The sequence below is a fragment of the Accumulibacter sp. genome, from assembly GCF_036625195.1.
Lineage (GTDB): Bacteria > Pseudomonadota > Gammaproteobacteria > Burkholderiales > Rhodocyclaceae > Accumulibacter.
In genome coordinates, this window is the sequence record NZ_JAZKUG010000001.1 from 2426578 (window position 1) to 2447918 (window position 21341).

The following is a 21341-nucleotide window of genomic DNA, read 5'->3' on the forward strand; positions in this document are numbered from 1 at the left end:
CAGCCTCAGTGCTCGTGGAAACGCAGCTTCTCGACTTCGGGGATGTGGATCTTTCGTCCTTCGACGACGATCAATCCCTTTTCCGAGAGTTCGTGCAGGATACGTGAGAAGTATTCCTGCGTCAGGTTGAGACGGGAGGCAATGACGCCCTTGTTCGTCGGCAGCGTCACGGTGATCGACCGCTCGCCGCCGTTCGGGTACTCGCGCAACAGATAGCCGATGATCCGCTGCCTACCCGAGTGCAGCGAATAGGACTCGACATCGTTGATCAGGTGGTGCAGGCGCATCGACAGTCCGGCAATCATCTTGCGTCCCAGTCTCGGATCCTTGTCCAGTTCGTCGAGGATCGCGGTCTTCGAGATGTGCAGCAACAGCGAATCGGCGAGCGCCTGCGCATAGACCATGAACGGCTTGTCCATGAACATGACGGCCTCGCCGAAGGTCTGGCCCTGGCCGACGATGTCGACGACCTTCTCGCCACCCTGTGGCGAGGTGAAGGCCAGCTTGACCTGCCCGTAGACGATCAGGTAGAAGCCGGTCGGCGTGTCTCCCTTGTGGAACAGGATGTCTCCACGGGTCGCAGTGACTTCACGCGAACCGCGGGCCAGGCGGGCAATCTCGTCGGGTTCCAGTCCGTTGAACAGCGGGACGTGCGCCAGCAGCGCTTCGATGTTGATGCCGTGTTGCTGTGGGTGAGCGTGTGGTCTGATCAAGTTGGTCAGCGCGGGATGGGTCAGTCGCCAATCTTCGCACGTGTCACCCCCGGCGGCAAGCCGCTGCCGGACGATCGGTGTTCAGGAGCGGCGCGATGACTGCCGCAGCCGCCGGCCGGGCGGCGACCGTGCCACTGCAGTTGCGCCAGCGGCGGGTCATCCGGGATTCAGGGGAAGCGGTCGGCAGCCGCCAGCAGCGGGGCGCTGGCATCCTTGCGGGCGAGAATCGGCGGCTCATCGAGCGGCCAGTCGACGGCGACGTCGGGGTCGTTCCAGCGCAGGTTGCGCTCGTGTTCCGGTGAGTAGTAGTCGGTGGTCTTGTAAAGGAACTCGGCGCTCTGCGAAAGCACCAGGAAGCCATGGGCGAAGCCCGGGGGAATCCACAACTGCCTCTTGTTCTCTCCGCTGAGCTCATGACCGACCCAACGGCCGAACGTCGGCGAGTGCTGGCGCAGATCGACCGCGACGTCGAAGACCATCCCCTGCACGACCAGTACCAGCTTGCCCTGGGCCTTCGGCGGCAGTTGGTAGTGCAGTCCGCGCAGGACGTTCCGCGCGGATCGTGAGTGGTTGTCCTGCACGAAGGAGAGTTCGAGGCCGGTTGCGCGGGCGAACGAACGGGCATTGAAGCTCTCGAAGAAATATCCGCGTTCGTCGCCGAAAATCTCCGGTTCGATGAGCAGGACATCGGGAATGGCGGTGGCGGTGACGATCATCTGTGGTCCGGTTCCTTTCTTCTCGCTGGTCGGGCTTCCGTGCTTGACCAGGATGCAGCGGCGGTCGCCACTCGGCTGCTGTCGGTGTGGGGCCGCGCTGCGGCGAAGGGGAGCCGGCTGCCGGACATCGCTCAGCTGCCGAGGATCTGCTGCAGAACGTGTCGCAAGCCCCTCTGCCAGTGTGGCAGTTCCAGGCCGAAGGCATGTTGCAGCTTGCGCGTGTCGAGTCGGGAGTTGGCGGGTCGGCTGGCGGCAGTCGGGTATTCGGCAGTCGAGATCGCCGTGATCGTTTCCGGTTTGGCGCGGAGCTTCCTGCCCGCACGGATCGCTTCGTCGACGACGAAGCGGGCGTAGTCACACCAGTTGGTGTCGCCGCCGGCAACACAATGGTAGATTCCGTAGGGGAAGGCTTGCAGATCGTCCCCTCGTTGCTGCTGGCGAACGAGGTGGGCGGTGATGTCAGCCAGCAGCGCAGCCGAAGTCGGGGTTCCCCACTGGTCGGCAACCACTCTGAGACTGTCGCACTCGCTTGCCAGCCGCAGTATGGTCTTCGCGAAGTTGCCGCCGTGGGCGCCGGCAATCCAGGCGGTACGCAGGATCAGGTGGCGCCGGGTGGCATCCTGCAGGGCGACCTCACCCGCGCGCTTGCTCTGGCCGTAGGTGCTGCGCGGTCGGGTTGCGTCCAGTTCGTCGTAGGGGCCTTGCTTGCTGCCGTCAAAGACATAGTCGGTCGAGTAGTGCACGACGAAGGCGCCCAGTCGGGCTGCTTCCTCACCGAAGACTCGTGGCGCCGACGCGTTGACCGCGAAGGCCTGATCGCGCTCGGTCTCCGCTCCGTCCACCGCGGTATGTGCCGCTGCGTTTACGATTATCCCCGGGCGGACCGCACGGACCAGTTGGCGGATGGCCGCGGGCTTGGCAAGGTCGCATTCCGCCCGGCCGATCGCGACGACCTCGCCGAGCGGCGCGAGCGCTCGCTGCAGTTCGAAGCCGACCTGGCCATTCTTGCCGGTGAGCAGGATCTTCAAGGTGGGAAGAGGTGTCGCCGTGCGGTTCGGTGGATGAAGCCGGCTTCTCGCAGCGACGGCAGCCGGGAGACGACAAAAAACCACCGCGACGGTGGCTTCATTGTTTGCTGCCGTTGGCACGCCCGGAGCGATTCGAACGCCCGACCCCTTGGTTCGTAGCCAAGTACTCTATCCAGCTGAGCTACGGGCGCCTTGCCATGTTTGAGCGCGAGATTATACCGGCCGGATGGCGCTTGCTCAAGCACAATTTTGCACTCTTGCACTGCTTGCACCCGGCTCACCAGGTTGTCGGGGATGGGACTCCCCGCGCATGCGCGGTCGTGCGGGAGCCGGGTTTCCGCTGCCGGTATCAGGGCGTCGTCGCACTCCGGCGCGAAGCGCCAGCGGCAGCGTCCTCGGGTTCGGGCTCTTCGAAGAGCATGAGCGATTCGCCATCGTCGATCGGTTCCGCTCGCTTCCCATCCTTCGCCCGCGGGACGATCTCCGACGGGTTGCCGCCCAGAAGGCGATACTGCTCGCGCAGGGTCTTGGCGTCCGGATTGTATTCGAGACCGGTCCTGACCAGTTGCTTGGCCTCTGCCTTCTGTCCGGAGCGCATCAGGTACTCGGCCCAGTGCGAGTATCCGGGCGAGTAATCGGGTTTCAGCGCCCTGGCTTCGGCGAAGACCTTGTTCGCTTCCTGCGGGCGCCCGCGACGCAACTCGATCTCGCCGATGCCGGCGTAGATCTCGGGGAGCAGGATGAAATCTCGCGGCGCCCGCTGGGCGACATACCAGTAGTCGCCGACAACGGCACCGAGAAGGTGGTTTCTTTCCTGTTCAGTGGCGGTGCTCCGCATGGCCCGCAGCAGGTTCAACTTGCCCCAGCAGTAATGGTGCATGTGCCAGAAGGTCGGGCCCATCATCGCTACCCAGGGTTTCGCTTCGGCGGAAGGTGAGTCAGGCAGGCCGCTGCGGCCAAAGGCATGCGTGTAGGGGCAGTAGCGTGGCACTGCGGCCATCTCCGCAGGCGTCACGTTCTTCACTTGGCCGCTGGCGATTCCGGCCAGGGCCCAGAGGCCGATGACGCAGGCAAGGCGTGCCATTCGATGGTCTGGGCAGTGGCTGAACCGCTTGGCATCGCTGAACATGCTCGGATTTCCTGTTCTGGGTTGGGGGTGTTGGGAGGTTGTGGTCAGAGCCCGTCGCTCGCTGCGTGGCGGCTCTCGTTCAGGCTCGCGTCACCGCGTCCGCTGCGGCGGCAGCGAGCCCCGCCGGCGAAGTCCGGTGGGACGGGCGGTGACATCCAGCGCATTTCGCATTCTAGCGGCAGTCGATGGAACATGGCGAGCAGCGGCCGGCCACGCTCGCGGTCCGGCGGCGGGGCCCGTTGCCGGACCGATGCCAGTCAGGCAAGAGCGTTGGTCGCTTCCTGGATGATCCGTGCCTGCTCGTCCTCGAGACCAAGCCACAGGGGCATGCGAACCAGCCGTTCCGACAGTGAATCGGTATGACTCATGCTGCCGCAGGCGCGTCCGAGTTTCTGGCCCATGGGCGCGCTGTGCAGCGGGACATAGTGGAACACCGTGCCGATGGCGTGCGCTCTCATCGTTTCGATGAAGCGCGTTCGCGTTCGAGATCCGGCAGCAGCAGGTAATACATGTGCGCGTTGTGCGAGCAGTCGCGCGGAATGATTGGCCGCCTGCAGGCGCCCTTCTCCTCGGCCCGCCGGAACCACTGATGGTAGGTCGACCAGAGGGCGAGCCGGCGCTTGTTGATGGCGTCGGCTTCTTCCATCTGCGCCCAGAGGAAGGCGGCGATGATCTCTCCGGGGAGATACGAAGAGCCGATGTCGACCCAGGTGTACTTGTCGACCTGCCCACGGAAGAACTGACTGCGGTTGGTTCCCTTCTCGCGAACGATCTCGGCCCTGGTCACCAGGCTGGCATCGTTGATCAGCAGCGCACCGCCCTCACCCGAGATGATGTTCTTCGTCTCGTGGAACGACAATGCCGCCAGGTGGCCGATGCTGCCGAGTGGTCGGCCCTTGTAGGTGGCCATGATTCCCTGCGCCGCATCCTCGATGACCAGCAGGCCGTAGCGTCGGGCGATGTCCATGATGCTGTCCATCTCGCAGGCGACTCCGGCATAGTGCACGGGGACGATTGCCCTGGTGCGCGGCGTGATTGCCTCCTCGATCCGTGTTTCGTCGATGTTGAGCGTATCCGCCCGGATGTCGACGAAGACCGGTACGGCACCCCGCAGGGCGAAGGCGTTGGCGGTCGAGACGAAGGTGTAGGAGGGCATGATCACCTCGTCACCCTCCTTGATGTCAGCCAGGATCGCAGCCATCTCCAGCGCTGCGGTGCAGGAGTGGGTGAGCAGCGCCTTGCGGCAGCCGATGCGGCTCTCCAGCCAGTTGTTGCAGTGCCGGGTGAACTGGCCGTCGCCGGCGAGGTGTCCCGCGGCGTGTGCCTGGGAGATGTACCAGAGTTCCTTGCCGGTCATGTACGGCTTGTTGAACGGGATCATGGACGCTTTTCCGGAGGTGAAGATGGTGCCAGGCACCGATGGAGGGTGAGTGCGGCCCGTCGGCCGGGGTGCGGCAAGGTGGCCGCCCGCCGAGCTGCGGGGAATGGATCGCCCGCCATCGGCGCACACTTGGCTGCCGCTGCAGCGCGCTCCGCGGTAGGCAAACACTGTGGGCGGCTCATGACGATGAGCCGCTGCGCCGCTGCGGGACGCCGCCGCGTCGCGTAGCGCAGGGCCGTCCCGATCCTGCGCCAACGCGCAGGGTGAGGTTCGATTGCGGCGCATCGATCAGCGAGTCATGATCACCAGGCCGGTGACCACCAGCAAGGTCCCCAGGACTCTCTGCAGCGAAAGCGCCTCATTGAGAAAGACGACCGAGAAAGCCATCACGATGAGGAAGGCCAGGCTCATGAACGGGTAGGCGTAGTTCAGGTCGAGGCGCGTCATGGCTGCCATCCAGGCCAGCGAGGCGAGAAAGGCGGACGCCAGGCCGGTCATGATCCATGGGTTGAGGAACTGCAGGAGCAGGAACTGCAGCTTGCCGAGCGTACCTGCGGGCATGGGGCCGACGCTGCCCATCTGCCACTTCAGGACGAGCTGGCCATACACCGTGAACAGCAGCGTGAGTGCAATGTACACGTGTCCGGGAATGTCAAATCTCGCCTGCATCGGGCTTGCTCCTCGTCAAGGTGCGCCAACCGGTGGGCTTGCCCGGGATCTGTCGGCGGGGGGTTGGCCTGGTGCCCCGGCGATCGACGTCTGGCGGCGCTGCTGCTCGTCTTCCCTGGCCGCCTGCCGCGCGCGCAGGCCGCGGCAGCAGCAGCGACGTGGCGAACGATAGCGCGAGGAGACACGGGTGAATGTGATCGAATGATCAGTCATCGTCAGATTTCCGCCCGCACGGCATGTACCTCAGTGCGCCGCCGCGTCGGCGGTTACCGCCAGGCAATCGGCTCTGATCCCGTAGATCGTCGCCGGCAGGGGGCGTGCCAGCAAGTCCAGCTGCCTGGCCACCTTCTCTGCGATCGCGGCCGGCAGGATCGCTGCGGCAGAGCGCAGACCGCTGACGATCCGTGACCCGAGTCCCATGCCGGTCGGCTCGAGCTCGCCGAGTCGGTGCCAGCAGTGGGGAAGACCCTCCGCGCGTGAATACGGGCCCTGCTGGCCCCAGTCCGCGGTCTGGCGGTCGAAAACCGCGTGGGCGACGAACCCGTCGGCGTCCGCCTTCAAGGCCACACCCGGGGCGTCACGGGCGAGCGACTGGATATCGCCGATGCGTGGCGCATCGGCCGGGGAGGTCGCGAACAGTCGGGCGTAGTTGCCGGTGCGGATGGCACTGGTCATGCCGAAGACGACGCTGTTCGGATGCTCGCGGGCGTAATGAAGCGCCGCCTTGCTGTTCGCCACGAAGGACTGGATGACCTGTTGTTCCAGTGCGGTGCCGATGATGCCGAGGGGAATGATCAGCGCAACGGCGACCAGGGTCGCCAGGCTGCGGCCGAGTCGCGACAGCGCATAGCCTGCCAGCAGGGACAGCGGGGCGAGGAACACGATGGCGTAGTTCACCTGCTTGGTGATCAACAGCAGCGGTTTGAACGAGACGATGAACAGGCTGAAAACGCCAATCAGTCCGAGGCACCAGATGGCGACACGGGTCAGGCCGTCGTCGTGCCGATTCCGCGTCAGCCAGAGAAGGAGACCTGCCACTGCCAGCGGCCCGAGCAGCCAGGTGTGCTTGATGTCGAGCAGGAGGAGACGGAGGTAGAACGTCGGGTCGTTGCCGCTGCTCACCTTCTGGACGTACTCGGCGGCGCCCGAGGTCGTCATCCGCCAGATCTTCCAGAAGTCGCCTTCCATGATGAGGAACAGCAGTCCGTTGAGCACGAGCATTGCCAGGAAGCCCGTGGCCATCAGCAGCCACTTGTTGTGCAGCCGCCTTTCCCGAACGACGTAAAGGGCAAAGACGAGGACGTAAACGAGCGCGACCGAGCTCTTGATCCACCAGACGAAGCCGGCTGCCAGTCCGGCGCAGAGGTAGTAGGCACGGCGACCGCTGCGATCGCCCTCGAAGAGGGCGAAGAAGCTCAGGCTGATGAAGAAGGCGAGCGGCGCGTCGGCCATCAGGCGCCCGGCATAGTGGGCATGCAGGGGGGTGAAGGCGAGGACGAGTCCTGACAGCACGGCCGCCTGCTCGCCCCAGAAGCGCCGCGCGATGAGGTAGACGAGGGCGATTTCGCCCAAAGAGCAGAGCAGGGACCAGAGGTTGGCGACGAACTCGCTGCGGCCCAAAATCCAGACGAGGAAGCCGACCGGCAGGCTGATTCCCAGACGCACGGCGCCGATGTAGTCGGCGCGCGCCCATTCGCCTTGCGCAATCTTCAGTGCCTGCTCGGTGTAGGTCACTTCGTCCGAACCGAAGCAGCCGGTGAAGAACGCCAGGCGCAGGGCCAGGGCAGCAAGGAGCAGCGCGGGCAGAAACCAGAAGCTGTTGTCCCGGGACACACTCCCGCCCGCCGCGGGCTGGCCGGGCGGAAGCGCGAGGATGGCGTGCTGCTGCTCGCCGCTGCTCACACCGGTACCCGGTAGCCGGCAAAAAGGCGTTCGAGGTTGCGGTACATGATGTTCTCGACACGGTGTGCTTCAATGCCCTCGCTGAGCAGGGCGAAGCGTTCGAGGATCCTCGCCGGCGGGTACTCGGGGAAGTCGGAGCCGATGGTGATCAACTGGTCGGTCGTCGAGAAGAGGTAGCGCATGTCGTCGTCGAGGCGGCTGCCGGCGTAGCGCATCAGCGTGAAGGAAAAGTCCAGCATCAGGTTCGGGTTGGCGCGTACGATCTCGAAGAGGTCGAGCATCGACGGACCGGCGGCGTGCAACAGCAGGATGCGCGTGTCCGGGCAGGCGTTGGCGATGTAGTCGATGGTGTCCGGGGCATTCGTCGTCGCCAGTCCGCGACGCCGGAAGAGCGTGTCGAGCAGGATCACCAGCCCGTGCTCGGCTGCCGCGTCGAAGACGGCGATGCACTTTGCGTCGAGCGGATCATAACCATTCATGCGCGGATGCAGCTTGATGCCGGCGAAGCCCTGCGCCGCCAGTTCGGCCACCACCGCCTCGACACGGCGCAGCGTCGGCAGGGTGCGCGGGTTGAGGCCGGCGATCGGGACGAAGCGCTCCGGATGCGCACGCGCCGACTCGATGATCACTTCGTTGTCGACGTAATCGGCGATCGCCACCAGGCAGGCGCGGTACACGTCCGCTTCGTCCATGTCCTGCAGGAGCCTCGCAAGCGTTGCGTCGTAGCGCCGCTCGCCGCACCAGCTGCCGTCACGGGTGACGTGCGTCAGCGAGTCGAAAAGCTTCATCGTGTCGTCCTTTCAGTCAATCAGTCGATGCTCGTGAATTCGCCGGCGCCAGCCATGCGCACGCGCAGCAGGGAAATGGCGCGCCGAGCGATGGCGATGACCTCGGTCGCCGTGTCGCCGAGGGTGACCACGTAGCCCGGTCGGCGGTCCTTGTGTTCGAGCGGGCCGACTTCATCACCGGCCTGCAGGTTGAGGTGGACGGCAGCGACACCGGGCACCGCGGCTGCGCTGTCAATGCCGCCGATCTCGGCGATCGTGCCGCGCGGCATGCTGAAGAACTCGATAGTCGCGGCTCGTGGCATCGGCAGCGGGTCGATGCGCACCGCTTCGCCGAGCGCCCGCCCGATCATCGCGCGGTTCGCGTTCACCCCTGAGACGTGTGGCAGGACGTGGGTGTAGATCATGACGCCGCCGCCGCGCGCCGCGATGTCGATCGGCACGATGTGCTCGCCGTCGAGCATGAACTCGGCGTGGAATACTCCATCGAGCAGACCGAGTGCCGACAGGGTGGCGCAGACGGTTGCCCGGATGCGCTCGAACTCCGCGTCTGGCAGCGCACCCCGATAGAGGATTCGCGACGAGACGGTGGGCGAATCCGCAAACGGCACCTTGTGAGCGATCCCAAGGATCCTCGCCTTGCCGGTAACGACAAAGCCGTCAACGATGATCTCTTGGCCCTCGACGCAGCGCTCGATGAGGACTTCGCCCGAGCGTGAACAGCTTCTTGCCAGACGATAGGCAGCGTCCAGCCCGTCGGCAGCGGACAGCCTGCTGACGCCCTTTCCGGACTGACTGTCCACCGGCTTGACGATCAGTGGGAAGGCGACCTCTGCGGCGGCTGCCGCCAGCCCGGAAGGCGACGAAAGCAGATGGTAGCGTGGAACGACCAGACCGGCGGCATCGGTCAGGCAACGCATGCGCCCTTTGTCGGTGAAATTGCGCGCCGTCTCGTAGCCGATTCCCGGCAGCCCGAGTCGCTCGGCGACGAAGGCGGCGGTGGCGACTCCGACATCCGTGGTATCGCAGATGATGCCGTCGATGCGGCAGCGGGAGGCCAACTGCAGTGTCGCTTCGCAGTCCGTGATATCGACGACTTCGTGCTGGTCCGCCAGCGCGTAGGCTGGCCGATCGCGGTACATGTCGCTGACCAGCACACGGTGGCCGAGGGCCCTGGCGAGTCGTACTGTCGGCAACTGCCATTGCCCGCCGCCCAGTACATGCAGCAGTTTCGGTTTCATCCGGCGTTGCCCGCCACTGCGGCCGGTAGCCGCGCCGAAGGTTCACGCCGGTCGCTGCGCCAGCCCCAGATGTACCACGGAGTGTCGGGACCGACGCTGAACAGCAGATCGAGAATGGTGACTCCATGCACGAAGGGTGGATGCGGCTGGGCGTATTCCGGGTAGCCAGCGTAATCCTGCCAGTGCAGCTCGATCCCACGTTCGGCAAAACGGCTTTCGTCGATGTAGTCCCTGGCGGCTGGTCCGGAAAGGTAGGAGCTGGCCTCACAGCGGCCGAGGAGATCGAGAATCCGCTCCTGCTTGCTGCCGCTTGCAGCATAGGTTCGCGAGTCGGCAAACTCGCTCCGGATGCCCAGCATCTCGCGCGCGATCATCATGATCAGGTGCTGGTTGAGGTCGGACAGGTGGTCCCAGCGTCGACCGAGATAGACCTCCTGCAGAGGCTCGCGGTAGCAGTGGAAGAATGGTGCCTTGCTGTAGGACTGTTCGATCGACTTCCAGTGCTTGCCTTGCCAACGTGGATCGGTCAGTCGCACGTCGCAGATGCGCTTGTCCTGGTCACCATCGGTTGGCACCGTCAGCCACTCGGCGCCGCGCGCGGTCTTGATCCTGTTTCGATTGCGCCAGTCACGCCGGGTGTATTGAACGTCATCGTAGAACACGAAGAGGTCCACACTGTGGATGATGTCGAAGTAACCTTTCCACGGCAGGTAGTTGGATTGCAGGATGGCAACGGACTTCATTTCAGCTTTCCCATCTCCTGCAATCGCGCGGCTTCGCTGTTGCGCCGAATGCTCCATCCTGCCGGAGCGCTCACCGGGCCGTGCGCTTTGCCGCCGGTGATCGCGGGGGGTGGCGTCCGGTGGCGCAGCGGTGAGCGACGGGTGGAAGCGCAACGCCTCACCGGTGGATGTCCTTGACGATATAGTTCGGTCGGTTCTGGACCTGGGTGAAGACTTTGCCCAGGTAGACGCCGACGAGCCCGACGGCCATCGTCAGGATTCCCAGGCTCAGCGCCATGAGCCCCATGACCGAGGTGAAGCCGATCAGGGCATCGCCGAACAGCAGCTTTCTGATCACCAGGTAGATGACGTAGGAAAAGCTGACTGCGGTGACGAGGGCGCCAAAGTTGAACAGCCAGACCAAGGGCTGCGCCGAGAACGAACTGACGGCGTTGACCATCAGGCTGACGCGCTTCAGGAGCGTGTAGGTGCTCGCTCCCTCACGCTGGCTCTTGCCTACTGCGATGCCAATCTGGTGAAAGCCGGTCCAGCTCATCATTCCGCCGAGGAACAGATTGTGGTCGCCCAACTGCAGCAGGGCGTCGACGAAACGGCGCTTCATCAGGCGCTCGGTGACGATGTTTTCGGGAATCCTGGTTTCGCTCAGCAGGTTGAAACCCTTCCAGAAAAGACCACCGCTGACCTGTTCGAACCAGCTCCCCTTTCTTTTCTCCTGATAACCGAAGACGATGTCGCAGTCGGTCTCGCGCAGCTTGTCGTGGAATGAACACAGGCTCAGCGGGGAGACCTCGAGATCGCAGTCGATCAGGAACACCAGATCGCCACGTGCCTGCCGCAGGCCCGCCTGCATTGCATGGTGATGGCCAAAATTGCGTGACAGGTCCACGACCACCAATTCCGCCAAGTCGTGGCGGCGTGCCAGCACGTAGTCCAGGGAATCGTCAGGCGAGCCGTCGTTCACCAGGACGATTTCGAAGTCGCTGATGGCGAGCCGGCGCAGAGCCTCGAGGCAGCCGTCGAGGAAGTCTTCGAGAAAGGGCCGCGAACGGTACAGGGTGGAAACGATGCTGATCTGTGGTCGTGGCGCCTCAACGATCGGTTGCGGTGGGCCCTGGATCAGCGCGTGCAACGGTCTAGGCATGGTCGGTGGCTGTTCCACTATGGTATCGATGGCGAATGCTGTGGCGACCGGTATGGGCGGCTGCGGTCTTGCAGTCGCGGTTCACCGATCCGGATGCTGCCAATGATAACGCCTGGATCGTATGCATCCAGCCAAATAAATCACGCGTTTAACCATGCCGTCGACCTGTCGACCTTGCGACCTGTCGCCGCGAGTTGCGCCCGCTGCCGTACGGAGAGTCGACCGGATCGGCCAGCGTCGCATCCGGTCACTCGACTGCGGCGACCTGCCGATCTCGTCAAGGCTGCGACCAGAGTGGCGTCGGAGCAAGCCGCGTCGCCAGGTTGGACTGGTCTCGGGACAGCGCTTCAGTCGCGGACGCGGTGGGCTGGCGTGCCGACGTAGAGGCGGGGCGCGTCCAAGTCGTGTGCGACGACAGTGCCGGCGCCGGTGCGCACCGCGGACGCGATGCGGATCCCGTCCGAGACGACCTTCCGGACGCCCAGGAACACACCTTCCTCGATCAGCACACTGCCGGCGATCACGGCACCGGGTGCCAGGAAGCAGTGGTCTCCCCCTTCGGAATCGTGCGACAGCGAACACGCGGGATTGACGAACACGTTGGTGCCGATCCGGGCGCACAGGTCAAGCGAACAGGCGCCGAGAACGACGGAACCAGCGCCGACGTCCGTCATCGGTCCGCCCACCACGGACGGATTGATGAGCGTCGCTGGCGTCATGGCGGAGACCAGCCGCCCGTACACCAGCGCGCCCAGTCATGCTCTGGTAGCCGATCCCGACAAGGAAAGACGGCCATGTGTTTCCGCGCACGGCCGCCGCATCGGCAGTCCGGCGCAGGATCTTTGCAGGGCCGACATTCTCGCCTGCCGGGCGCTGGTCATCCAGGAACCCGGCGGGACCGTGTCACATCCCTGCAACGACGTCGCTGCGAATTCACGAAAACCCGGGCAGCCAGCCACTCTCCGCGCGGCGAGTGACGGTTTCGAGTGTGCCCTGGAACAGGGCTTCGATGACCGGCGGTTCGCGCCATCGTTCATTGAGGAAGGTCAGGCCGACCTCCTCGACCAGGGCGCCGCGCCAGTAGTGGTTGGCAATCTCGTCGAGGGCCGCCAGGCTGAGGCTGTGCGGCAGCCGCAGGTAGTCGAGCCAGCTCGAGTCATGGAAGGAGCAGACGTAGGCTCCCTTGCTACGCGCGCGCACCAGTGCCTTGCCGAAGACACGCGCCGGGTGCTTGTGGCGAAAAGTTTCGGCGTCGATGCGGGTGGCGAAGAGCAGCAGGGCATGCAGGCGGCTCGGGAACTGCCCGTACAGGCGTTGCCGAAAATACTCGAGATGGTACTCGGCGAAGTAGTTCTGAACCGTCGTGAACTGGTCTTCCGGCAACGAGCGGCCGAACGGATTGCCGACCAGGATATCCCACCCCGGCAGTTCGGCATCGTCATCAAGCCAGGCGTAGAGCTCGATCGTCGTACTGTCCTTGAGCAAGTGATCCATGATTTCCTGCCACACTGAGCTGTCCGGGCTGCTTGCGTTCCGCCGCACATCCGCGACGGCGGTTCTCGTTGCGGTGGGAGCGCGAGGCGGCCGGGGAGTGGCTAACGGCTACGGCTGAACTTCTCCACGAGCAGGCCCAGTTTCTCGCTGGTCCGCCGTGCCTGTTCTTCCGCTGCGCGCTGCTGTTTGCGTTCTTCCGCTTGTTTCCGCAGCCGCTCCTTCACCAGTTTGGCAGCATGACCGCGGTGTGCCTCGGTGACCTCGCCACTCTTCTGGCCATCGAGACCAAGGCGGTCGCTTGCTCCCGCCAGCGTCTTCAGGTAGCGCAAAGAGTTTGTATGCATCGCCAGGGCAATGCGCAGCGTTCTGCGATCGACGCCCGGCACGCAAGTCAGCAGTTGCTTGTCGATGCCGATCGCCAGCGCCTGGCATTCGCGGAAGACCGGGAAGCGTTCCTGCAAGTCCTTCAGGAGTTGGCGGGGGTCGCTCTCCGGGCCGGGTTTCGTGGTCGGCGTCGTCATGATGATCGGTGTCCGAAAACGGGCTTGGCGTGGTGGGTGCCATGGATATGCTTCGAAGGGGCCGGCAGATCGCACTGCAAGCGCCGTGCCTCGATCGTCCGGCGCATCGCCGATGCCCGCGCGGCGCTACGCCAGGACGAATGCAGCCGACAGCCGATCAGAAATGGATGCCGCGCATGATCTGCGAGAAGGCGACCTGATCCGCCGTCTGCGGCGCGGGCTCGTTCGGCTTGTGCGCGGCTGCGCTGGAATCGGGGAACATGCGGAAGCTGGTGTTCATGACGATCTGCGCCACCTTCGGCGTCAGCGAGTGCAGCAGGGCGCCGAAGATCCCCAGCCGGGTGGCGATGCGGACCGGCTTGTGGATGATCGCTTCGACGATCATGTCGGCCGCTTCATCCGGGGTCAGCGTCGGCACCTGATCGTAAAGCTTGGTCGGGGCGATCATCGGGGTCTTCACCAGCGGCATGTTGATGGTGGTGAACTCGATGCCGCGATCGGCAAACTCCGACGCTGCGCAGCGCGCCCAGGCGTCCATCGCTGCCTTGGAAGCGACGTAGGCGGAGAAGCGGGGCGCATTGGTCAGGACACCGATCGACGAGATGTTGATCACGTGGCCCTTGCGCTTGGCGATCATCGCCGGCAGGAAGCCCATGGTCAGTCGCAGGGCGCCGAAGTAGTTGACCTCCATCGTCCGCTCGAAGTCGTGGAAGCGGTCGAAGGAGCTCTCGATGCCACGGCGGATCGAGCGGCCGGCATTGTTGACCAGGATGTCGACCCCGCCGTGCTCCTCGTTCATGAACTTGACGAATGCCTCGCACTGCTGCGGGTCGGCCACGTCTACCGCGTGCGTGATCAGGCGCAGCCCGGCTTCCTCGAACTCCTTGCGGACTTCGTCGAGCGCCTTCGCGTCACGGGCGATCGTCACGGCAATCGCGCCCGCTTCGGCCATCTTGCGGATCGTCGCCTTGCCGATCCCGGACGAGCCACCGGTCACCAGTACGACCTTGCCTTCGATCTGCCCGCGCAGCGTCCGGTCGATGAACAGGTCGGGGTCGAGATGCCGTTCCCAGTAATCCCACAGGCGCCAGGCATAGCTGTCGAGCGGCGGCACCGCTATGCCACTGCCCTTGAGCGCGCGCTGCGTCTCGCGGCAGTCGAAACGCGTCGGGTAGTTGACGAAATCGAGGATGTCATCGGGCAAGCCGAGATCCTTCATCACCGCGGCGCGGATGCGCCGCACCGGGGTCAGCGCGAACATCGCCTTGCGCATCGAGCGCGGGATGAAGCCGAGCAGGGCGGCATTGATGCGCATCGCCATTTCCGGTGCGTGAGCCGCGCGGGCGAAGGTGTTGAGCAGGTCGCCGACGCGCATCGGCGTCGGGTCCGTGAGATGGAAGCACTGGCCGTCCTCATTATCGAGGTGCGCGATGTGGTCCATCGCAGCGACGACGAAGTCGACCGGCACGACATTGATGCGCCCGCCCTCGATGCCGATCGTCGGCATCCACGACGGGAACATCCGGCGCATCTTCTGGATCAGCTTGAAGAAGTAGTAAGGGCCGTCGATCTTGTCCATTTCGCCGGTGCGCGAGTCACCGACGACGATCGCCGGACGGAAGATGCGCCACGGGACCTTGCACTCGCGGCGAACGATGCCCTCGGAATCGTGCTTGGTGCGGAAGTACGGATTATCGAGGTTCTCCGCTTCTTCGAACATGTCCTCGCGAAAGAGTCCCTCGAAGAGGCCGGCGGAGGCAATCGAACTGACGAGGTGGAAGTGCCTGGCGGCGAGTTCCTCGGCCAGCCTGACGGTGTTGCGGGTGCCGTCCACGTTGGCTCGCTGCTGGTCCTCGGCGCTTGCCTTGAGGTCATAGATCGCAGCCAGGTGGAAGAAGTGGTCTACCCTGCCCTTGAGCTTGTGCACGTCTGCCTTCGCGACACCGAGTTCGGGCTGTGTCAGGTCGCCGACGATCGGGATGGCCCGGCTTTCGTCGCAGCCCCAGTAGTCGTACCATTCCTGGAGGCGGGGCTGCTCGACGGCGCGGGTCAGGAAATAGACGGTTGCTTGCGGGCGCGCGAGCAGCTTGGCGACGAGCCGCTTGCCGATGAAACCGGTGGCGCCGGTGACGAAGTAGATCATCCCATTCTCCTCATGTCGGTAGTCTGTGGTCGTGTTGCGTGCTTTTCCAGCACCCCCAGCTGGAGAACCTTGCGCAGACCTTTAGTGTGCGTCCTCTAGATATTGTCACTAGACTCTCTTTCCAGGGCAAGCGAAAAACTTGTTGACCTCTTGATTATCGTCTTTAAGGAGACCGAAATGGGCAAGAAACTCAGGGAACTGGCTGGTGATGTGGGCGAGAACCAACTGGCGTCGACCGTCAAGGAATCGGCCCAACAGATCTGGCTGGCGGGGCTCGGCGCCTTTGCCAAGGCACAGGAAGAAGGCGGCAAGGTCTTCGAGGCGCTGGTGAAGGAAGGCGAGAGCATCCAGTCGAGGACACGCAAGATGACCGACGAGCGGATCGCACAGGTGGCCGGCAAGGCAGCAGGTACGTGGGACCGGCTCGAGCAGGTCTTCGAGGACCGGGTTGCGCGTGCGCTGGGCAGCCTCGGCGTTCCGAGCAAGCAGGATATCGAGCGGCTGTCGCGGCGCGTCGTCGAGTTGAGCGCGGCCGTGCAGGCGCTGACCGAAGGGAAGGCCCCGCCGAAGGCGGCTGCGCGCGCCGCCAAGCCGGTGGCGCCGGCGACCGACAGCGTTGCCGCCGGGCTTGAGGAGAAGGTTCCCACCAGCAAGCCCGCGACGGCGCGGGCGGCACCACGCCGTGCCGCTGCCAAACCGACCGCGGTCAAGGCGGCGCCGCCGGTGACGCCGGCTGACGTGCTGAACACGATTCCGCAGACCGGCGAGTAAGCTGCTCGCGTGCGGGACCGCTACGTCCCGCTGCACGCTTCTCGTTTCGGGGTCGGGCAACGCCCTGGGCGCGGTTCAAGACCGCGAGTGGGCAGGCCCGCGGCCTGCTTGGCTTGCCGCCGTGGATTGCTGGCCGCGCTAGCGACGCGAAGCCGTCGGCCAGCGACGGTTGCAGGCCGTTTCCCCATCGCCAAAGGAAAACCCGATGAACGCTGCGACGACGTACCCGATGATTGGCCTGGCGCTTGCCGGCGGTGGCCCGGTTGGGGGAATCTATGAGGTTGGCGCGATGGCAGCTTTGGCAGAGGCGTTCGAGGGCGTCGACTTCACTGCCTTCGGAATCTACGTCGGCGTCAGTTCGGGTGCTTTCATCGCGGCCGCGGTGGCCAACGGGCTTGGGCCCGACAAACTGGCGCGGATGCTGGTCGAGAACGACACGGACGAGGTCTTCGATCCCGAGATGCTGCTGCGGCCCGCTTTCGGAGAGTACCTGCGGCGGGCGCTGGCAGTGCCGGTCCTGTTCTGGTCGTCGCTTCGCCAGTACTTGTCGGATCCTTGGCATTTACGGCCGATCGAGGCCTTCCAGAGCCTGAGTCATGCCATTCCGGCCGGCGTCTTCAACAGCGCTGGCATCGATCGACTGCTCCGCCGACTGTTTTCCACTGGTGGCCGCACGAACGATTTCCGGCAACTGAAGCGGCGGCTGTTCATCGTCGCGACCGACCTCGATACCGGTGAGTCGGTTGCCTTCGGTTCGCCTGCGCACGCCGACGTGCCGATTTCGGTCGCGGTGCAGGCCAGTGCCGCGCTGCCGGGACTGTTTCCGCCGGTGCGAATCGGTGAACGCTACTTCGTCGATGGCGCCCTGATCAAGACCCTGCACGCGTCCGTCGCGCTGCAGGCCGGTGCCGAACTCCTCATCTGCATCAACCCGCTCGTACCCTTCGACTCGCGACTCGCTGCCCAGCGACCGCTGCACGAGAATCCTCCGCATGCCCCCGAGCACCTGGTCGACGGTGGCCTGCCGGTGGTTCTGTCGCAGACCTTTCGCGCCATCATCCATTCGCGGATGCGCACCGGGATGGATCGCTATCGGCACGAGTTCAAGGGCCGCGATGTCGTCCTGTTCGAGCCGACCCGCGACGATGTCGATATGTTCTTCACCAATGTCTTCAGCTATCGTGGGCGCAGCCGGCTCTGCGAGCATGCCTATCAGCGGACGCGCAGCGATCTCTACCGACGCCGGCACGAGTTGCGGCCGATCCTTGCCCGCCACGGCATCGAGCTCAATCTCGGTGTGCTGAAGGACCACAGCCGTTCGCTGCTGCCGCACAAGCGCCGGCCCGATCTGGCGACGAGCGCGGGCGCGCTCGATGCCTCGCTGACGGATCTCGAGCGCTGGTTGCGGACGCAGGGCGCCTGAGCCGCCCGCGTCGGTGCGGCACCCCGCCGGCGGTATGGTCGACAAGGATTCCCCGGTATCACGCAGAGTGCTATTCTGAGCTCCGCGGAGAGGTCGACACGGAGAGCCGATGGAGAGGAAGCCGAAGCGGCGTACGCGCGAGCGGATCATCGAGACGAGCCTGCGCCTGTTCAACGACTTCGGTGAACCGAACGTCACGACGACGGTCATCGCGGACGAGATGAACATCAGTCCGGGCAATCTCTACTATCATTTCCACAACAAGGACGAAATTCTGGAGTCGATTTTTGCCGTCTTCGAGCGGGAGATCGAGGACACGCTCGCTGCGCCCACCCGGCGACCCGCCGACGTGGAAGACATCTGGCTGTTCCTGCATCTGCTTTTCGAACAGATCTGGAAGTACCGCTTCTTCTACCGCGACCTGAATGACCTGCTGACGCGCAATCGACTGCTGGAAGTCCATTTCCGACAGATTCTCCTGCACAAGGTGCGGACTGCGACGACGCTCTGCGAGGGTCTGGTTCTGGCTGGCGCCATGCGTGCCAGCAGGGACGAGTTGCGGGCGCTGGCGACGAACATGACGGTCATCGCCACTTACTGGCTATCCTATGAGTACGCCTGTGATCCACGCGGCAAGCTCGAAAGCGGCCGCATCGGACGTGGCGTCCATCAGGTGATGGCGATGTTGTCGCCGTTTCTCGTCGGCGAATCGAAGGGCCTGCTCGACAGGCTCTCACAGGAGTACCTCGCGGCCTGATCCGACGCGGGTGATCGTCTTTTCCCAACTCCATCGAGGAGGATGTCCCATGGCATGGACCAAGTTCCCCTATCCCGACAAGGCGTACAACCACGCCGGTGCGGCGTTGCAGAAGAGCTGGGCACGTCTGCATCGTGGCGACTGTGAGCCGTTCCCGGCCGACCCGAGGCTGCAGGATGCCTGGCGGGGTTACCACGCCGGTGATTTCGAGCAGGCGGTCGCGGCCGGGTTGGCCTGCGGCAGGGCGGGCTACAACGTGGCCAACAAGGCGACGACGATCTACGCCAGCTATCTGGAGACCAACGACGAGCGCAAGCTGAGCCTTTTGAACGAGGTGGCGGAGCGTTGCGAGGAGCAGCAGGAACAGACGCCGGACGATGCCAATGCATGGTATCTGCATGCCTTCGCGCTTGGTCGCTACAGCCAGAGCATCTCGGTCGTCAAGGCATTGGCACAGGGGCTGGGTGGCAGGATCAAGCACAGCCTGACGCAGGCGTTGGCGCTGCAACCCGCGCATGCCGACGCACATCTTGCCCTCGGCGCCTATCATGCTGAAGTGATCGACAAGGTTGGGGCCCTGGTCGGTGGCATCACTTACGGCGTCAAGAAGGATGTCGGCAAGGATCTCCTCGAGAGGGCGATGAAACTCAACCCTGAGTCGGCGATCACCCGCATCGAGTACGCCAACGCGTTGCTCCTGATGTTCGGCAAGGCGAAGATGAAGGAGGCAGAGCGGCTCTACCAGGAAGCGGCCGCGTGCGTTCCGCTGGACGCCATGGAGCGGCTCGACGTCGAGGCTGCGAAGGCCGAACTCGCCGATTGAGGGATCGTCAAGAAGTCGTCGTAGACTCGTGAGGGGCGAAGACTGGCGGTCCAGCAGGCGGGCAGCGGCGACCGCCGCAGCTGGCTCAGGAAGCTGCGGGGGCGTCGTGCCGCTTGCTCAGGGCGTTCAGGTCGTCTGCCACGAGCAGCGGATCAGTCAGCCGTTCGGGTGTTTCGAGCAATGCCAGCCAGAGCAGCTTATCGAATTCGCGACCGAACTGGTCGGCAATCCATTGTGGATCGTCGACCATGTTCCGGTCGGTGATGAGGCCGAACTGGACGCGGCCATTGTAGGACAGGATGCTGACGCCGACGCCGATGTCGCCGGCTTGTGGCACCCATGCCAGTTGCTGCTCGATCTGGCAGCCGGCGAGGAAGCGCGCTTCGGCTGACCCCGGGACGTTGGTCATCACCGCCGTCGCCTTGCTGGTCAGCAGTCTGAGGATCTGTTCCTCGATGAACCGCGGTGCCATGCCGGCCGCGCCGAGCAGGGCGAAGGTCAGCATCGCCTGATACGACGCCTTCAAGGCAGCCATTCTGGCGCGCGTTGCGTAGAGGCGGACGAGCGGGTTGTCGCTGCCGAGTGGCAACTCGAGCGCAACCAGGCCGAAGTGGTTGCCGAGTTCCTCGCCATCACCTGTTCGGCGCAGGTTGACCGGGACCATGGCGCGAATCTCCGCCCCTTCCACGGCATCGCCCTTGTGTACCAGATAGCTGCGCAAGGCGCCGGCGGCCGCGGCGAGCAGCAGGTCGTTGACCGAGCACGAGAGCACTTGGCCGACGGCCTTGATCTCGGCCAGCGGTAGCGGCTCCGACCAGGCGACACGCTTGATGGTGCACGCCGTTCCCTTGAGACGGGTCGGTGTGTCGCTGGGCATCAGCGCGAGCCTGCCGATTTCCTCGGCGACGGCCCGGGCTACGCTGGTGTAATCCCGCAGGCCTGCGGGATCGCGCCGTAGGCCCTGGTACTGCCCCCAGAGGTTGCCGCCCAGACTCAGCGACGCCTGTGCCAGATCGACGAGCGGCTCGAACACCGTGCGCCAGATACCGGAGCGCGTGTCGTCGATCGCGTTGCCCCGATTGGGCGTCGGCGGCGCGCCTGCCTCTGCCGCCGGTTGCCCCGTCTGCAGTGGCGCATCGGCCCGCCCATCTGTGAGTGAGTGGATGACGCCAATGAGGGCGATTCCGTCGGCGATCACGTGGTGGATGCGGATGACGATCGCAGAGTTGCCGTCGGCCGTTTCCACGACGTTGAATTCCCAGCGTGGCCTTGCCGGATTGAGCGGCGCGCTGGCCAACTCGGCGACGAACTCCTGCAGTTCTGTCTTGCCACTCGGTGGTGGCAGAAGCGAACGGCGGACATGCGTTGCAATGGCAAAGTCGGTATCGTCGATCCACCAAAGCCCGTCGGGGTCTTCCTGGATGACCTGGCGAAAGCGGCGGTAGCGCAGCAGACGATCCGTAACCGTTCGCCTCAGTCGCTCGTCATCGATGCGGCCCTTGCACACCATCACGCCCACGATCTGCATCAGGTTCTCCGGCCGATCCATGCGCAGCCAAGCGGTGTCGACGCTGGAGACTCGTTCGCGCGCGCTCATCGCAGCGACCCCCGGGAATATTCAAGACCATATAATAGCAAGCCGTCGCAACCGATCATCAACCGGAGAAACCAGCGTGAGTGACCTGAAAGCCCAGTTCGAGGCCGCCGTGGCACAGTCCAGGACCTTGCCCGAGCGCCCCGACAACGCCACCTTGTTGAAGCTGTACGCGCTCTACAAGCAGGCTACCGATGGCGACGTCGCCGGCAGGCGTCCGGGCTTCACCGACATGGTCGGCCGTGCCAAGTTCGATGCCTGGGCAACGCTGCGGGGCACTGTCGGCGAAGACGCGATGCAGCAATACGTCGCGCTCGTGGAGCAGTTGCGGGCAGGCTGAGACAGGACAATCCTGCTGCGGGCAGCG

General features: G+C 64.6%; 20 protein-coding genes, 1 tRNA gene and 1 pseudogene. 5 read left to right on the plus strand and 17 right to left on the minus strand.

Annotation, left to right across the window (positions count from 1 at the left end; all coding sequences use genetic code 11):
- Positions 1 to 5: 5 nt before the first annotated feature.
- From V5B60_RS10730 to V5B60_RS10805, 16 genes and pseudogenes are all read right to left on the minus strand, one after another.
- Positions 6 to 713 carry a Crp/Fnr family transcriptional regulator gene (locus tag V5B60_RS10730; protein ID WP_332346994.1) on the minus strand — a complete coding sequence of 236 codons (708 nt, stop codon included), beginning with the start codon at positions 711 to 713 and terminating at the stop codon, positions 6 to 8.
- Positions 714 to 880: 167 nt separating this feature from the next.
- On the minus strand, positions 881 to 1429 hold the full coding sequence (gene rfbC / locus V5B60_RS10735; RefSeq protein WP_332346995.1) for a dTDP-4-dehydrorhamnose 3,5-epimerase: 549 nt from the start codon (positions 1427 to 1429) through the stop codon (positions 881 to 883).
- Positions 1430 to 1560: 131 nt separating this feature from the next.
- Positions 1561 to 2457, minus strand: coding sequence for a dTDP-4-dehydrorhamnose reductase (rfbD, locus tag V5B60_RS10740; protein WP_332346996.1), 897 nt, complete (start codon positions 2455 to 2457; stop codon positions 1561 to 1563).
- 114 nt (positions 2458 to 2571) lie between these two features.
- Positions 2572 to 2648, minus strand: a tRNA-Arg gene (locus V5B60_RS10745).
- A gap of 158 nt (positions 2649 to 2806) precedes the next feature.
- A complete protein-coding gene (locus V5B60_RS10750) occupies positions 2807 to 3586 on the minus strand; it encodes a tetratricopeptide repeat protein (protein WP_332346997.1) in 780 nt (259 codons plus the stop codon).
- A 257-nt stretch (positions 3587 to 3843) separates the two neighbouring features.
- Positions 3844 to 4967, minus strand: a pseudogene (gene rffA / locus V5B60_RS10755) (dTDP-4-amino-4,6-dideoxygalactose transaminase).
- A 288-nt stretch (positions 4968 to 5255) separates the two neighbouring features.
- Positions 5256 to 5636, minus strand: a complete 381-nt coding sequence (locus V5B60_RS10760) for an EamA family transporter (protein WP_332346998.1) — start codon at positions 5634 to 5636, stop codon at positions 5256 to 5258.
- A gap of 243 nt (positions 5637 to 5879) precedes the next feature.
- Complete coding sequence (locus V5B60_RS10765; protein ID WP_332346999.1) at positions 5880 to 7469, minus strand: ArnT family glycosyltransferase; 1590 nt, start codon at positions 7467 to 7469, stop codon at positions 5880 to 5882.
- A gap of 65 nt (positions 7470 to 7534) precedes the next feature.
- Entirely contained in the window at positions 7535 to 8326 is a 792-nt protein-coding gene (locus tag V5B60_RS10770) for an amidohydrolase family protein (RefSeq protein WP_332347000.1), read from the minus strand.
- 20 nt (positions 8327 to 8346) lie between these two features.
- On the minus strand, positions 8347 to 9564 hold the full coding sequence (locus tag V5B60_RS10775) for an ATP-grasp domain-containing protein (protein WP_332347001.1): 1218 nt from the start codon (positions 9562 to 9564) through the stop codon (positions 8347 to 8349).
- Positions 9561 to 10307 (minus strand): WbqC family protein, encoded by a 747-nt coding sequence (locus tag V5B60_RS10780; RefSeq protein WP_332347002.1) that lies wholly within the window; start codon positions 10305 to 10307, stop codon positions 9561 to 9563. Before V5B60_RS10780 ends, V5B60_RS10775 begins: the two co-directional genes overlap by 4 nt.
- Before the next feature lie 157 nt (positions 10308 to 10464).
- The gene (locus V5B60_RS10785) at positions 10465 to 11448 is read right to left on the minus strand and encodes a glycosyltransferase family 2 protein (RefSeq protein WP_332347003.1); all 984 of its coding nucleotides are present in this window, start codon (positions 11446 to 11448) and stop codon (positions 10465 to 10467) included.
- 347 nt (positions 11449 to 11795) lie between these two features.
- Entirely contained in the window at positions 11796 to 12167 is a 372-nt protein-coding gene (locus tag V5B60_RS10790; protein WP_332347004.1) for a hypothetical protein, read from the minus strand.
- 214 nt (positions 12168 to 12381) lie between these two features.
- Positions 12382 to 12942, minus strand: a complete 561-nt coding sequence (locus V5B60_RS10795; RefSeq protein WP_332347005.1) for a hypothetical protein — start codon at positions 12940 to 12942, stop codon at positions 12382 to 12384.
- Positions 12943 to 13043: 101 nt separating this feature from the next.
- Positions 13044 to 13463 (minus strand): ProQ/FINO family protein, encoded by a 420-nt coding sequence (locus tag V5B60_RS10800; protein ID WP_332347006.1) that lies wholly within the window; start codon positions 13461 to 13463, stop codon positions 13044 to 13046.
- 157 nt (positions 13464 to 13620) lie between these two features.
- On the minus strand, positions 13621 to 15606 hold the full coding sequence (locus V5B60_RS10805) for an SDR family oxidoreductase (protein WP_332347007.1): 1986 nt from the start codon (positions 15604 to 15606) through the stop codon (positions 13621 to 13623).
- A 177-nt stretch (positions 15607 to 15783) separates the two neighbouring features.
- Between V5B60_RS10805 and V5B60_RS10810 the strand changes: the two genes are divergently transcribed.
- The 4 genes from V5B60_RS10810 (at position 15784) to V5B60_RS10825 (ending at position 19380) form a co-directional block, all read left to right on the plus strand.
- Positions 15784 to 16377: a phasin family protein gene (locus V5B60_RS10810; RefSeq protein WP_332347008.1), complete on the plus strand. Its 594-nt coding sequence runs from the start codon at positions 15784 to 15786 to the stop codon at positions 16375 to 16377.
- Between the two features lie 205 nt (positions 16378 to 16582).
- The gene (locus tag V5B60_RS10815) at positions 16583 to 17800 is read left to right on the plus strand and encodes a patatin-like phospholipase family protein (protein ID WP_332347009.1); all 1218 of its coding nucleotides are present in this window, start codon (positions 16583 to 16585) and stop codon (positions 17798 to 17800) included.
- A 109-nt stretch (positions 17801 to 17909) separates the two neighbouring features.
- Positions 17910 to 18557: a TetR/AcrR family transcriptional regulator gene (locus tag V5B60_RS10820; RefSeq protein WP_034933181.1), complete on the plus strand. Its 648-nt coding sequence runs from the start codon at positions 17910 to 17912 to the stop codon at positions 18555 to 18557.
- 49 nt (positions 18558 to 18606) lie between these two features.
- Complete coding sequence (locus V5B60_RS10825) at positions 18607 to 19380, plus strand: hypothetical protein (RefSeq protein WP_332347010.1); 774 nt, start codon at positions 18607 to 18609, stop codon at positions 19378 to 19380.
- Positions 19381 to 19465: 85 nt separating this feature from the next.
- Here V5B60_RS10825 and V5B60_RS10830 read toward each other — a convergent pair whose 3' ends face one another.
- Positions 19466 to 20977 carry a wax ester/triacylglycerol synthase family O-acyltransferase gene (locus V5B60_RS10830; protein WP_332347011.1) on the minus strand — a complete coding sequence of 504 codons (1512 nt, stop codon included), beginning with the start codon at positions 20975 to 20977 and terminating at the stop codon, positions 19466 to 19468.
- Positions 20978 to 21053: 76 nt separating this feature from the next.
- Here V5B60_RS10830 and V5B60_RS10835 point away from each other — a divergent pair, with 76 nt between their 5' ends.
- A complete protein-coding gene (locus V5B60_RS10835) occupies positions 21054 to 21314 on the plus strand; it encodes an acyl-CoA-binding protein (RefSeq protein WP_332347012.1) in 261 nt (86 codons plus the stop codon).
- The last annotated feature ends 27 nt before the right edge of the window (positions 21315 to 21341 follow it).

What these genes read in the sequence shown, in the direction of transcription:
- V5B60_RS10790 (WP_332347004.1), bottom strand. Translation starts at nt 12,167, where the DNA reads ATGACGCCAGCGACGCTCATCAATCCGTCCGTGGTGGGCGGACCGATG.
- V5B60_RS10770 (WP_332347000.1), bottom strand. Translation starts at nt 8,326, where the DNA reads ATGAAGCTTTTCGACTCGCTGACGCACGTCACCCGTGACGGCAGCTGG.
- V5B60_RS10780 (WP_332347002.1), bottom strand. Translation starts at nt 10,307, where the DNA reads ATGAAGTCCGTTGCCATCCTGCAATCCAACTACCTGCCGTGGAAAGGT.
- V5B60_RS10820 (WP_034933181.1), top strand. Translation starts at nt 17,910, where the DNA reads ATGGAGAGGAAGCCGAAGCGGCGTACGCGCGAGCGGATCATCGAGACG.
- V5B60_RS10785 (WP_332347003.1), bottom strand. Translation starts at nt 11,448, where the DNA reads ATGCCTAGACCGTTGCACGCGCTGATCCAGGGCCCACCGCAACCGATC.
- V5B60_RS10815 (WP_332347009.1), top strand. Translation starts at nt 16,583, where the DNA reads ATGAACGCTGCGACGACGTACCCGATGATTGGCCTGGCGCTTGCCGGC.
- V5B60_RS10760 (WP_332346998.1), bottom strand. Translation starts at nt 5,636, where the DNA reads ATGCAGGCGAGATTTGACATTCCCGGACACGTGTACATTGCACTCACG.
- rfbC (WP_332346995.1), bottom strand. Translation starts at nt 1,429, where the DNA reads ATGATCGTCACCGCCACCGCCATTCCCGATGTCCTGCTCATCGAACCG.
- V5B60_RS10825 (WP_332347010.1), top strand. Translation starts at nt 18,607, where the DNA reads ATGGCATGGACCAAGTTCCCCTATCCCGACAAGGCGTACAACCACGCC.
- V5B60_RS10795 (WP_332347005.1), bottom strand. Translation starts at nt 12,942, where the DNA reads ATGGATCACTTGCTCAAGGACAGTACGACGATCGAGCTCTACGCCTGG.
- V5B60_RS10810 (WP_332347008.1), top strand. Translation starts at nt 15,784, where the DNA reads ATGGGCAAGAAACTCAGGGAACTGGCTGGTGATGTGGGCGAGAACCAA.
- V5B60_RS10750 (WP_332346997.1), bottom strand. Translation starts at nt 3,586, where the DNA reads ATGTTCAGCGATGCCAAGCGGTTCAGCCACTGCCCAGACCATCGAATG.
- V5B60_RS10830 (WP_332347011.1), bottom strand. Translation starts at nt 20,977, where the DNA reads ATGAGCGCGCGCGAACGAGTCTCCAGCGTCGACACCGCTTGGCTGCGC.
- V5B60_RS10805 (WP_332347007.1), bottom strand. Translation starts at nt 15,606, where the DNA reads ATGATCTACTTCGTCACCGGCGCCACCGGTTTCATCGGCAAGCGGCTC.
- V5B60_RS10775 (WP_332347001.1), bottom strand. Translation starts at nt 9,564, where the DNA reads ATGAAACCGAAACTGCTGCATGTACTGGGCGGCGGGCAATGGCAGTTG.
- V5B60_RS10800 (WP_332347006.1), bottom strand. Translation starts at nt 13,463, where the DNA reads ATGACGACGCCGACCACGAAACCCGGCCCGGAGAGCGACCCCCGCCAA.